Source organism: Sphingomicrobium aestuariivivum, from assembly GCF_024721585.1.
GTDB lineage: Bacteria > Pseudomonadota > Alphaproteobacteria > Sphingomonadales > Sphingomonadaceae > Sphingomicrobium > Sphingomicrobium aestuariivivum.
The window spans coordinates 704,609-715,904 of sequence record NZ_CP102629.1 but is presented as its reverse complement, the minus strand read 5'-3'; the positions used below and the strand labels follow the sequence as shown (position 1 = coordinate 715,904).

The following is an 11,296-nucleotide window of genomic DNA, read 5'->3' as shown; positions in this document are numbered from 1 at the left end:
CGGAGGGACATAGGGTCGCGGCGGCGACCGATCAATCTCCTGTTCAGCAAGATGCGACGAGGGTCTGTCGCTGTTCGGTAACCTGCGTTAAGTATGAACCGGCACGAAAGGGGAAAATGACATGCGTTTGGTGATCGGTATCGCCGCCATCGGACTTCTCGCGGCGCCCGCGTCGGCGGGGAGCGATGCCAAGTCGTCCTGCTTCAATCCGGAGCCCCGCGAGGAAAAGACGGAGCGCGAGGAAAAGCGCGAGGCACAGCGCGAACGCGATCGTGCGGAACGGGCCAAGGCCTCGACCGGTTGCCGCCGTGATCCGCTGACGCAGGCGTGCAGCCTCGGTGCGAGCCCCTTCGCTTCCTTCTAGGCGCCTTGCCTTCTTGAACCGTCACGACCTCTCCTGCTAGGCGGCTGGCCAACAGGAGAGACACGCATATGAGTAACGAACCCGGCCTCGATTTCGGCCTTTCCGAAATGGCGGAGACGATCCGCGACACCACGCGCCGTTTTGCCGTGGACAAGATCGAGCCGATCGCGGCCTCGATCGACGAGGAAGACCGTTTTCCCGTCGAGCTGTGGCCGCAGATCGGCGAGCTCGGCCTCCACGGCATCACCGTTCCGGAAGAGGATGGCGGGCTGGGGCTCGGCTATCTCGAGCATGTCATCGCGCAGGAAGAGATCGCACGCGCCTCGGCCTCGGTCGGCCTGAGCTACGGCGCGCACACCAATCTTTGCATCAACCAGATCGCCAAATGGGCGAACCCCGAGCAGAAAGAGAAATATCTCGCGCCCCTGATCAGCGGCGAGCATGTCGGCGCGCTGGCGATGAGCGAGGCGGGCGCGGGTTCGGACGTCGTCTCGATGAAACTGAAGGCCGACAAGGTCGATGGCGGCTATCGCCTCAACGGCACCAAATTCTGGATCACCAACGGCGCCTATGCCGACACTTTGGTCGTCTATGCCAAGACGGGCGAGGGCAGCAGAGGCATCACCACCTTCCTCATCGAGAAGGGCGACGAGGGCTTCTCGATCGGCCAGAAGCTCGACAAGATGGGCATGCGTGGCTCGCCCACCGCGGAACTGGTGTTCAACGACTGCTTCGTGCCCGAGGACCGCGTCATGGGTCCCGAAAATGGCGGCGTCGCGGTGCTGATGAGCGGGCTCGACTATGAGCGCACCGTGCTCTCGGGCATCCAGCTCGGCATCATGCAGGCCTGCATGGACGTGGTCCTGCCCTACGTGCGCGAGCGCAAGCAGTTCGGCCAGCCGATCGGCAATTTCCAGCTGATGCAGGCCAAGATCGCCGACATGTATGTCGCGCTCAACTCGGCGCGCGCCTATGTCTACACCGTCGCGCGCAACTGCGATGCGGGCAAGACGACGCGCTTCGACGCGGCGGGCGCGATCCTGCTGGCGTCGGAAAGCGCTTTCAAGGTCGCGGGCGAGGCGGTGCAGGCGCTTGGTGGTGCCGGCTATACCAAGGACTGGCCGGTCGAGCGCTACCTGCGCGATGCCAAGCTCCTCGACATCGGCGCGGGCACCAACGAGATCCGCCGCATGCTGATCGGGCGCGAACTGGTCGGCGCGGGCGGCTAAAACGCCGCCGACTTGACGCGGATCAAGGACAGGGCGCACCTTTCGGCCGATCCTGAGGGTCGGAGGAGGTGCGCCATGACTTATTCTCGACTGATATTTCTCGCGGGGGCCGCGGCCCTTGTCGCCGCTTGCGCCGCCGAGGTGCCGCAGGAGAGCGCGGCGCTGCCCGTTGCTTTCGACGGGGCCTATGCGGAAGGCGCGGCGCAGGTGGCGCATGGCGCGCGGCTGACCGACGTGCTTGGCTGTACCTCCTGTCATGGCGTGGCGCTGACGGGGGGCAATTATGCCGATGACCCCGATGGCGAGATGGTGTTCGCGAGCAATTTGACGCGCAGCCTTTCGGGCTGGTCGGATGCCGAGGTGGAGGCGCTGCTGCGCACCGGCACGCATCCCAAGCGCGAAAACCTTTATTACATGCCCGCCAAGTCGCTGCAGCGATTGTCGGACGCCGACATGGGCGCGCTGATCGCCTACCTGCGCAGCCTCGAGCCGCAGGGGCGCGACTGGCCGCTGCCGAAACAGGGCGAGGGGACGCAGGCGCTGGTGGCGATGGGCATCCTCGATACCACCGCCGATGCGGTCGCGGCCTATCGCGCGCATCCCGCGCCGGGGGTCGGCGAGGAGTTCGCGCTGGGGCGCTATGTCGCCTCGGTCACTTGCGCCGAATGCCACGGTCCCGACCTGTCGGGAGTGAGCCCGGGCGCGCCGGGGCTCGAGCGGATGGACGGCTATAGCGCTGCCGAACTCGACCGGCTGCTCTCGGACGGGGTGACCAAGGGCGGCGATGCGCATGGCATGATGGCACTGGTGGCGCGGCGCGAATTGTCGGCGCTGACCGATGCCGAGCGCGCCGCGGTTGTGGCCTATGTGCAGGCGCTCGCAGCGGCCAAATAGAGCAACGCTCTTTCCAGCACGATTGATCTGGGTTAGTCTCCTGTCCGACATCGGGGGAGACCGGACGGGTGCGATCGTGGGGCATATTGGCAGGGGCCTTGCTGGTCGCGGGCTGCGGGGAAGCGCCGCCGTCCAGGCAGGATGCGGTCCCGACGCAGGCGGCCAGCTTCATCGGGGCTGCAGCAGGCGACAAGGCGATGCAACTCGCGCATGGCGAGCGGGTGTCGGCCATCATGGGCTGCACCGGCTGTCACGGCGACCGGCTCCAGGGGAATGATTTCGGTGCCTTCATCCCGCTGCTCGACGGACTCTGGGCGACCAATATCTCGCGGACGCTGCCCGACATGAGCGATGCGGAGCTCGAGCGCTTGCTGCGCGAGGGCGTGCATCCCGACCGCGAGATCTATCTCATGCCGTCCAAGCAGTCGCAGTTCCTGTCGGAGGCCGACATGGAGGCGCTCGTCGCTTATCTGCGCACCTTCCCGCCGACGGGCGAGCCGAGCCCGCTGCCGCCCGAGGGCTTCGAGGAAAGGGTGAGCGCGCAATTGCCCGACGATTATTGGGCCAAGCAGCTCGAGGACCCGCGCTTCCATTATCACAATGCGCAAGAAGAGGCCGGGCATTTCAGGGACAACCAGCCGCCCGAACTTGGCGAGGAACATGCGCTCGGGCGCTATGTCGCGCTGACCGTCTGTTCGGGATGCCACGGCGCCGCATTGGACGGGGTGGGCGAGCCTGCGGGGAGCATGGCGGTGGCGGCGCGCTATGACGAGGGCGCGATGCGGGCCTTGATGATGGATTCAAGGATGCTCGACGGCACGACGATCGAGAGCCCTTGGACGGGCGCGCCGGGGCACGTGACCGACGGCCTTACCGAGGAAGAGAAACTGGCCGCAGGCGCCTATGCGCGCGCCTGGGCGGCATGGAAGGCGAAACAAGGGGACTGACGATGCGCAAGATTGTGATCCTGCTGGCCGGTGCCGGCCTGGCGGCGTGCGGCACGGGCGATGGCGCGGCAGAAGATGCGCCAGTCGGCGCGTCGGTCGAAGCGGCCTCGCTGGCCTTCGACGGCGCCGACTATGGCGATGACAAGGCGGCCAAGGCCGCGCACGGGGACCGGATGGCCAACGTGCTCCTGTGCCGCGCTTGCCACGGTCCCGAACTGACGGGCTCGGACATGGGGCAGTTCGATCCCGAACTGGCGGGGATCTATCCGCCCAATCTCACCATCTCGGCCGCACGCTTCGACGATGCCCAGCTGATGACGCTGCTGCGCGAGGGTGTGCATCCGACGCAGGACCGCGTCCTGATGATGCCGTCCAAGACCTACCAGCATGTCGCCGACGCGGACCTCGAGGCGATCATCGCCTATCTGCGCACGCTCGAACCGGCTGGCGAGGAGATGCCGCCGACCGATCCCAATCCCGAACTGGCAAAAGCGATCGAGGCGGGCGAATTCCCGACCGCGGCGCAGGAAGTGGCGCATTATCGTGGCAAGTACCCGGTCGATCTCGGCGAGGAGCATGCGCTGGGACGCTATGTCGCCACCGCGGTGTGCGCCGATTGTCATGGCTCGAGCCTCGACGGCTCCGATGCTTTCGCACCCAGCCTCTATGATGTGGGGCTCGCCTATGACTCCGCCTCGCTCACCGCGCTCCTCGAGACGGGCACGGCACCCGAGGGGCGCGATGTCGGGCTGATGGGCTTCATCGGGGCTGAGATGATGGGCAAGCTCACCGAAAACGAGCGCGGCGCACTGGTCGATTACCTGATGGCGGCGGTGGAGGCCGGCCCGCCTTCAGGGCAATAGGGTCGCGAGGCCCCAGGCAAGGAGCAGTCCGCCGCCGATCTTCGCGATCATGCGACCGAGCGGCAGGAGCTTTTCGGCCGCGACGAGGAGCGTGAGGATCGCGATCCACGCGATGTTCATGACGCCGAGCACGAACAACAGCGCCATCAGCGCCCAGCAGCAGCCCGCGCAATAGGCGCCGTGGATGAGGCCGAGGCGGAGCGCGCCGGTGGCGCCCGGGCGCTGGTGGCGGGCGATGAAGGCGGCGGGGCTGCGGCACAGGGTGAGGCAGCGGTCCTTCCACGGGCTGAACTGGTAGAGACCGGCAGCGACCAGGAGGCCGCCCGACAGCCAGCGGCTGGCCGACCCCATCGCCATGCCGGTGACGAGCGCCTGCTGCTGGAGCCAGAACTGCGCGGCGGCGGCGAGCGCCGAAAAGGCGCCCCAGACGAGCAGGTAGCCCAAGAGGAAGAGCGCGACGGGCGGGCGGGCGATGCCGCCGTGGCGCGCGGCGCGGGCGTAGAGGAGGATGGTGGGCGCGGCCGAGGGCAGCATCATCGCCACCATCATCACCCACCACATGGAGAAGAGCCAGCCGTAGGAGGCAGGCATCGCCATCATGGGGGCATCGCGGTGGGGGAAGGGCGAGAGGCTGGCGACGAGCCCCATGTCCATGCCTGCCCCGGTGAGGATCCATCCCCAGGCGAGAAGCGCGAGGCAGGCGAGGGCAGCAAGGGTGAGCGATCGGTGGCGCGCCAGGAGCGCCTCGGTGGCGCCGCTCATTCGGCGTGGACGACGCCGTGGCTGTCGAGATGCAGTTCGCAGAACTGGCCGTAGCTGTCGGTCAGCTCGATCGGCACCGGTCCCGAGCCGCGCGTGGTGCCCTGGCCGATGCTGGCATATTCATATTCGAAGCCCTGCGGGATGTGGATGCGGCTGTGCACTTCCTCGCCCGTGGCGGGGCTGAGGATCGGCCTGCCGGTCACCTCGTAATGGCCGGGCACGCTCATCCGGCTCTTGCGGGCATCGACGTCGATCTCGAAGTCGAGGGGGAGGAACTGCGGCTCGTGCATCGTCTCGATGGTCGATGCGAAGACCGCGAAATGGGTCGCCATCGGGTCGGTGTCCTGCCCCGTCATGATCTTGAGCAGCGCCTCGCGCTGCTCGGGGGTGGCGCTGTCGTCGATGAAGGCGATGGCCTCGCCGCCGCCCTCGTGGATCGCGCCCGGCCATTTGTAGATGCCGCCGATCTTCAATCCCGACAGGTCGACATCGCCGTGATGGCCCTCGTCGATGATGATGCCGACGGCCGCCTCGCACTTGCCCTTGTCGGGCAGTCCGCCGAACTGGCAGTTGCAGCCGACGTCGCAATTGCAATTGGCCATCTCGCGGCCCTTGATCTTCCAATAGGTCATGGCGCGTCCCTCTCTCGGCAGTGATCCGAAGCGCGCTTCTTAACATATGTTTGTCGAAATGGGCAGGGCCGGCAAAGGAGGCGGGGCGGGCTTACTACATGCCCTGTTTCTTCATCCAGTCGCGCGTCTCCTCGAGCGTGAGCGGGGTGGCGGGCAGGTCGAAATGGGTGTCGGGCAGGTCGACGGTCTCGAACGTGGTCAGTTCGGTGCCGTCGAGGCGCAACGGCGTGCCGGTGCCGAACAGGGCGACGAGTGGTGCCATCGCCTCTTGCGCCCCGGGAAGCGGGGAGGACAATTGCGCCACGAGAAAGCTCTCGCGCAGCGCCTTGCCGAGCGGTGCCAGTTCGGGATCGGTGCTGACGACTAGCGCTTCGTCGTCCATCGCGGGCCTTGTGTGATAGGCCGTGCCCTCCCATCGCCCGACCCTGGCGGGACCGACCGCTTCGATCTCGATGACCGGCATGGTGACGCCGTCCGCCATTTCTTCCAGCCACGGGCCGAGCTGTTCGAGCATCAACTGGTTGAGCAGCTCGAAATCGACGAGGGCGTGACCATCCTCGCCCTTTGTCCACAGATAAAGGCGACCGTCCTTCGCGTAGAATTGCTCGCCGGCTTCGGCGTCCGTGCCGCGCACATCGCCGCTTTCGGAAATCTCGAGGACAATCGCGAGCTCGCCCTCGCGGTGCCACTCGGCGCGATAGTCATCGGTCTGGGCGGTGAGGAGAGCGGCGGCAAGCGCGAGGCTGGAAAACATCAAATGTCCTTTGGCGGATGGCGTTCGTCAGCACTGTCATGACAGGCGATGCTTGCCAAACCCTTTGCAATCCGGCGCGCGCGGGCTAGGCGTTCGGCCCATGAGTGCACCGACGCTGGACAGCAAGATCGATCTCGACAGTCCCGAGGCCAAGGCCCGGGACGCGCATAACAGGGCGCTGGCGCAGCGCCTCCGCGAGGATGTGGCCAAGGCCGCCAAGGGCGGCGCCGAGCGCCACCGCGAACGGCATGTGGCGCGCGGCAAGCTGTTGCCCCGCGACCGCGTCGAACGGCTCCTCGATCCGGGCTCGCCCTTCCTCGAGATCGGCCAGCTGGCGGCCTGCGACATGTATGGCGGCGAAGTGCCGGGCGCGGGGATGATCGCGGGCATCGGGCGGGTCTCGGGCCGGCAGGCGATGATCGTGTGCAACGATGCCACCGTGAAGGGCGGCACCTATTATCCGATGACGGTGAAGAAGCATCTTCGCGCGCAGGAGATCGCCGAGGCCAACCGGCTGCCGTGCATCTACCTCGTCGACAGCGGCGGGGCGAACCTGCCGCACCAGGCCGAGGTCTTCCCCGACCGCGACCATTTCGGGCGCATCTTCTACAACCAGGCCAATCTCTCGGCCAAGGGTATCGCGCAGGTCGCCTGCGTGATGGGCAGCTGCACCGCGGGCGGTGCCTATGTCCCCGCGATGAGCGACGAATCTGTCATCGTGAAGGAGCAGGGCACCATCTTCCTTGCCGGCCCGCCGCTGGTGAAGGCGGCGACGGGCGAGGAGATTTCAGCCGAGGACCTTGGCGGCGGTGATCTTCATGCGCGCAAGTCCGGCGTGGTCGACCATCTTGCCGAGAATGACGAGCATGCGCTGACCATCGTGCGCGACATCGTCTCGACGCTGCCGCGGGGCGCGGAGAATGCCGACCTCAACTATCGCGAGCCGGTGGCGCCCAAATATGACCCCGAGGAACTCTATTCGATCATCCCCGAGGACGTGCGTGCGCCCTATGACGTGCACGAGGTGATCGCGCGCATCGTCGACGGGTCGGAATTCCACGAGTTCAAGCCGCTCTACGGGTCGAGCCTCGTGTGCGGCTTCGCGCATGTCCATGGCATGCCGGTCGCGATCCTCGCCAACAATGGCGTGCTCTTTTCGGAGAGCGCGCAGAAGGGCGCGCATTTCATCGAGCTCGCCGCCGAGCGCAAGGTGCCGCTCCTCTTCCTCCAGAATATCTCGGGCTTCATGGTCGGCGGCAAATATGAGGCCGAGGGCATCGCCAAGCATGGCGCCAAGCTGGTGACCGCAGTGGCCACCGCGCAGGTGCCCAAGATCACCGTGCTGATCGGCGGCAGCTTCGGCGCGGGCAATTACGGCATGGCGGGGCGCGCCTACAGCCCCAACTTCCTCTTCACCTGGCCCAACAGCCGGATCAGCGTGATGGGCGGCGAACAGGCGGCCAGCGTGCTCGCTACCGTCCACCGTGACGCCGACAAGTGGAGCGAGGAAGAGGCCGAAGAGTTCAAGGCGCCGATCCGCCAGAAATATGAGGACGAGGGCAATCCGTGGCACGCGACCGCGCGGCTGTGGGACGATGGCATCATCGATCCCGCGCAAACGCGCGACGTGCTGGGGTTGGCCTTTGCCGCCTGCCTGAACGCGGTGATCGAAGACCAGCCGAAATTCGGCATCTTCAGGATGTAGGAGCGAGGTGATGCTGTCCCTTCTCGTCGCCGCCATTTCGGTTCCGCCGCCGCCGCCGGGCGATGATCGCAGCGCGATCCTCGCGACGGTCACCGAGGTGCTCGACGCGCTGATGGTTGGTGATGCGGAGACGGCGCGCGCCCATTTCGCGCCCGAGGCGATCTTTCCGATCGTCGATGCGCGCGGGGCCGAGACGCGGGTGGTGACGCTCGACCTCGATGCGGTGCTGGGCTTCGAGCGCGAGGGGCTGCACCAGGAGCCGCTCGGCATCCCGACGGTGTTCCAGGACGGCGCATTGGCGCAGGTGTGGGTGCCCTACAGCTTCTGGGTCGACGGGGTGAAGCAGCATTGCGGGATCGACAATGCGACGCTCGTCGAACAGGATGGCGAGTGGAAGATCACCCAGATGGCCTTCACCATGAATTCGCTCGACACATGCGATGCGCTCGGCGCACCCACCGTCGCGAACCCCGATAAGGTAACTCCATGATTTCTTCGCTTCTCATCGCCAATCGCGGCGAAATCGCCTGCCGGGTCATGCGCACCGCCCGCGACATGGGGATCAGTACGGTCGCGGTGTATTCCGAGGCCGATGCCAAGGCGCTGCACGTGCGGATGGCGGATGAAGCCGTATGTATCGGTCCGGCGGCGTCGGCCGAAAGCTATCTCGTGGGCGAACGGATCATCGAGGCGGCGAAGGAAACCGGCGCCGAGGCGATCCACCCGGGATACGGCTTCCTCTCGGAAAACGCCGATTTCGCGCAGGCCGTGATCGATGCGGGGCTGATCTGGGTCGGGCCCAAGCCCGAGAGCATCCGCGCGATGGGCCTCAAGGATGCCGCGAAAAAGCTGATGGCCGAGGCGGGCGTGCCCGTGACGCCGGGATACATGGGCGAGGACCAGTCGGCGGATGTGCTCGCCGAGGAAGCTGGCAAGATCGGCTATCCGGTGCTCATCAAGGCGGTCGCGGGCGGCGGCGGCAAGGGCATGCGCAAGGTCGATGATAGCAAGGACTTCGCCGATGCGCTCGCGTCCGTGAAGCGCGAGGCGACGGCGAGCTTCGGCAATGATGTCGTCATCCTCGAGAAATGGATCGAGAGCCCGCGGCATATCGAGGTGCAATTGTTCGGCGACAGTCATGGCACGGTGGTGCACCTGTTCGAGCGCGACTGTTCGCTCCAGCGGCGCCACCAGAAAGTGATCGAGGAAGCGCCTGCGCCGGGGATGGACGAGGAGACTCGCAAGGCCGTCTGCGAGGCTGCCGTGCGGGCAGGGCAGGCGGTGAATTACGAAGGCGCGGGGACGGTCGAGTTCATCGCCGATGCCTCCGAGGGCCTCCGCGCCGACCGCATCTGGTTCATGGAAATGAACACGCGCCTGCAGGTCGAGCATCCGGTGACCGAGGAGATCACGGGCGTCGACCTCGTCGAATGGCAGCTGCTGGCGGCGGCGGGCGAGCCCGTGCCGGTCGCGCAGGAGGAATTGTCGATCAACGGCCATGCGATCGAGGCGCGGCTCTATGCCGAGGACCCGACCACCGGCTTCCTGCCCTCGACGGGCAAGCTCGAGCATTTCGATCTCGGGCGCGAGCAATGGCGGGGCAAGCGCCGCCGCCGCATCGAGACGGGCGTCGAAGAGGGCGACGTCATCAGCCCGCATTACGACCCGATGATCGCCAAGCTGGTCGCCCACGGCGAGGACCGTGACGCGGCGATTTCGACGCTGGCGCGCCAGCTAGCAGGGCTCGAGGTGTGGCCGGTGAAAACCAATGCGGCCTTCCTCCTGCGTGCGCTCACCCATGACGATTTCATCGACGCCAATCTCGATACGGGCTTCATCGCGCGGCATGACGACGCGTTGATCCCGAGCGGGCAGCCGGTCGAGGTGGAGTGGCGCACGGCGGCCGCCATCGCGCTGGCCGAGGAAGAGCCCGACCCGCTGGCGGGCTTCCGGTTGAACGCCGACCCGCGCCATGCGGTGGCGCTGGGCTTCAAGGGCGAGACGCGCGACATCGACCTTGCCGGGGAGGGCGATACGGTCGCCGCTTCGGGCTTTCGCGACGACGAGCGCGTGGTGCTCTTCTCGTCGGGCGACGCGTTCGAATTTTCGCTGACGACGCGGCCCGGTGCTGGCGGCGCGGCAGCGGGGGACGGGGCGATCCTCGCCCCCATGCCGGGCAAGGTGACGAGCGTCGAGGTCGAGGCGGGAGCGAAGGTCTCCAAGGGGGATCGGCTTCTCACCCTAGAGGCGATGAAAATGGAACATGCGATGACCGCACCCTTTGACGGTGTGGTGAGTGAATTGAATGTCTCGGCAGGCCAGCAGGTCGCGGTCGAGGCGTTGCTTGCGAAAGTGGAGAAAGAAGTATGAACGTCGATGGTGTTGCAGCAGTCGTGACGGGTGGTGCGTCGGGTCTCGGTGAGGCGACCGCGCGCAAGCTGGCAGGGATGGGCGCCAAGGTCGCGATCTTCGACCGCAATGCCGATGCCGGCGAGAAGGTCGCCAAGGACATCGGCGGCACCTTCTGCGAGGTCGACGTGACCAGCGACGACAGCGTGAAAGCCGGTTTCGAGAAGGCGCGCGCCGCCAACGGGCAGGAACGCATCCTCGTCAACTGCGCGGGCGTGGCCAATGCCGCCAAGACCGTCGGCATGAACAAGGAAACGGGCGAGCGGCTCCTTTACCCGATGATCCAGTTCGAGCTGGCCATCAACATCAACCTGATCGGCTCGTTCCGCTGCATCGCACACAGTGCGCAGGGCATGGTCGGCCTCGACCCGCTCGAGGACGGCGAGCGCGGCTGCATCATCAACACGGCATCGGTCGCGGCCGAGGACGGGCAGATCGGGCAGGCGGCCTATTCGGCGTCCAAGGGTGGCGTGCTGGCGATGGCGCTGCCGATCGCGCGCGATCTCATGAACGACGGCGTGCGCGTCAACACCATCCTGCCGGGGGTGTTCAAGACGCCGATGGTCGCGATGATGCCCGAGAAGGTGCAGGATGCCCTCGGCGCGCAGGTGCCCTTCCCCAAGCGTCTCGGTAAGGCCGAGGAATATGCAGACCTCGCGGCCTTCATCGCTCAGACGCCCTATCTCAACGCGGAAAGCATCCGTCTCGACGGCGGCATCCGCATGGCGCCGCGTTGA

Annotated in this window: 12 protein-coding genes; 9 read left to right on the top strand and 3 right to left on the bottom strand. The window is 66.5% G+C overall.

Features of this window, described 5'->3' with window-relative positions; all coding sequences use genetic code 11:
- Positions 1-121: 121 nt before the first annotated feature.
- The 5 genes from NUW81_RS03650 (at position 122) to NUW81_RS03630 (ending at position 4,297) form a co-directional block, all read left to right on the top strand.
- A complete protein-coding gene (locus NUW81_RS03650) occupies positions 122-364 on the top strand; it encodes a hypothetical protein (protein WP_245110415.1) in 243 nt (80 codons plus the stop codon).
- Positions 365-432: 68 nt separating this feature from the next.
- The gene (locus tag NUW81_RS03645) at positions 433-1,593 is read left to right on the top strand and encodes an isovaleryl-CoA dehydrogenase (protein ID WP_245110413.1); all 1,161 of its coding nucleotides are present in this window, start codon (positions 433-435) and stop codon (positions 1,591-1,593) included.
- 75 nt (positions 1,594-1,668) lie between these two features.
- Positions 1,669-2,487 (top strand): cytochrome c, encoded by an 819-nt coding sequence (locus NUW81_RS03640; protein WP_245110410.1) that lies wholly within the window; start codon positions 1,669-1,671, stop codon positions 2,485-2,487.
- A gap of 86 nt (positions 2,488-2,573) precedes the next feature.
- Positions 2,574-3,434 carry a c-type cytochrome gene (locus tag NUW81_RS03635; RefSeq protein ID WP_245110407.1) on the top strand — a complete coding sequence of 287 codons (861 nt, stop codon included), beginning with the start codon at positions 2,574-2,576 and terminating at the stop codon, positions 3,432-3,434.
- 2 nt (positions 3,435-3,436) lie between these two features.
- Positions 3,437-4,297: a cytochrome c4 gene (locus NUW81_RS03630; protein WP_245110405.1), complete on the top strand. Its 861-nt coding sequence runs from the start codon at positions 3,437-3,439 to the stop codon at positions 4,295-4,297.
- Here the strand turns inward: NUW81_RS03630 and NUW81_RS03625 are convergent.
- The 3 genes from NUW81_RS03625 to NUW81_RS03615 form a co-directional block, all read right to left on the bottom strand.
- Positions 4,286-5,059 (bottom strand): DUF2182 domain-containing protein, encoded by a 774-nt coding sequence (locus tag NUW81_RS03625; RefSeq protein WP_245110403.1) that lies wholly within the window; start codon positions 5,057-5,059, stop codon positions 4,286-4,288. The two genes, NUW81_RS03630 and NUW81_RS03625, sit on opposite strands and share 12 nt — an antisense overlap.
- Positions 5,056-5,691 carry a DUF1326 domain-containing protein gene (locus tag NUW81_RS03620; RefSeq protein ID WP_245110399.1) on the bottom strand — a complete coding sequence of 212 codons (636 nt, stop codon included), beginning with the start codon at positions 5,689-5,691 and terminating at the stop codon, positions 5,056-5,058. The genes NUW81_RS03625 and NUW81_RS03620 overlap by 4 nt, the downstream gene beginning before the upstream one ends.
- Positions 5,692-5,785: 94 nt before the next feature.
- Positions 5,786-6,445, bottom strand: a complete 660-nt coding sequence (locus NUW81_RS03615) for a hypothetical protein (RefSeq protein WP_245110397.1) — start codon at positions 6,443-6,445, stop codon at positions 5,786-5,788.
- 100 nt (positions 6,446-6,545) lie between these two features.
- On the opposite strand from NUW81_RS03615, the gene NUW81_RS03610 reads away from it, so the two are divergent.
- Genes NUW81_RS03610 through NUW81_RS03595 form a run of 4 tightly spaced genes read left to right on the top strand, consistent with a single transcriptional unit; the run spans position 6,546 to position 11,296 of the window.
- A complete protein-coding gene (locus tag NUW81_RS03610; RefSeq protein WP_245110394.1) occupies positions 6,546-8,150 on the top strand; it encodes a carboxyl transferase domain-containing protein in 1,605 nt (534 codons plus the stop codon).
- 10 nt (positions 8,151-8,160) lie between these two features.
- Positions 8,161-8,640: a Cif family virulence factor gene (locus NUW81_RS03605; protein ID WP_245110392.1), complete on the top strand. Its 480-nt coding sequence runs from the start codon at positions 8,161-8,163 to the stop codon at positions 8,638-8,640.
- A complete protein-coding gene (locus NUW81_RS03600; RefSeq protein ID WP_245110390.1) occupies positions 8,637-10,520 on the top strand; it encodes an acetyl/propionyl/methylcrotonyl-CoA carboxylase subunit alpha in 1,884 nt (627 codons plus the stop codon). The genes NUW81_RS03605 and NUW81_RS03600 overlap by 4 nt, the downstream gene beginning before the upstream one ends.
- A complete protein-coding gene (locus tag NUW81_RS03595; RefSeq protein ID WP_245110387.1) occupies positions 10,517-11,296 on the top strand; it encodes an SDR family oxidoreductase in 780 nt (259 codons plus the stop codon). Before NUW81_RS03600 ends, NUW81_RS03595 begins: the two co-directional genes overlap by 4 nt.

Excerpts from the sequence above, each read along its gene's own strand:
- NUW81_RS03610 (WP_245110394.1), top strand. The coding sequence starts at position 6,546 with ATGAGTGCACCGACGCTGGACAGCAAGATCGATCTCGACAGTCCCGAG.
- NUW81_RS03630 (WP_245110405.1), top strand. The coding sequence starts at position 3,437 with ATGCGCAAGATTGTGATCCTGCTGGCCGGTGCCGGCCTGGCGGCGTGC.
- NUW81_RS03640 (WP_245110410.1), top strand. The coding sequence starts at position 1,669 with ATGACTTATTCTCGACTGATATTTCTCGCGGGGGCCGCGGCCCTTGTC.
- NUW81_RS03620 (WP_245110399.1), bottom strand. The coding sequence starts at position 5,691 with ATGACCTATTGGAAGATCAAGGGCCGCGAGATGGCCAATTGCAATTGC.
- NUW81_RS03595 (WP_245110387.1), top strand. The coding sequence starts at position 10,517 with ATGAACGTCGATGGTGTTGCAGCAGTCGTGACGGGTGGTGCGTCGGGT.
- NUW81_RS03625 (WP_245110403.1), bottom strand. The coding sequence starts at position 5,059 with ATGAGCGGCGCCACCGAGGCGCTCCTGGCGCGCCACCGATCGCTCACC.
- NUW81_RS03600 (WP_245110390.1), top strand. The coding sequence starts at position 8,637 with ATGATTTCTTCGCTTCTCATCGCCAATCGCGGCGAAATCGCCTGCCGG.
- NUW81_RS03615 (WP_245110397.1), bottom strand. The coding sequence starts at position 6,445 with ATGTTTTCCAGCCTCGCGCTTGCCGCCGCTCTCCTCACCGCCCAGACC.
- NUW81_RS03605 (WP_245110392.1), top strand. The coding sequence starts at position 8,161 with ATGCTGTCCCTTCTCGTCGCCGCCATTTCGGTTCCGCCGCCGCCGCCG.
- NUW81_RS03650 (WP_245110415.1), top strand. The coding sequence starts at position 122 with ATGCGTTTGGTGATCGGTATCGCCGCCATCGGACTTCTCGCGGCGCCC.
- NUW81_RS03645 (WP_245110413.1), top strand. The coding sequence starts at position 433 with ATGAGTAACGAACCCGGCCTCGATTTCGGCCTTTCCGAAATGGCGGAG.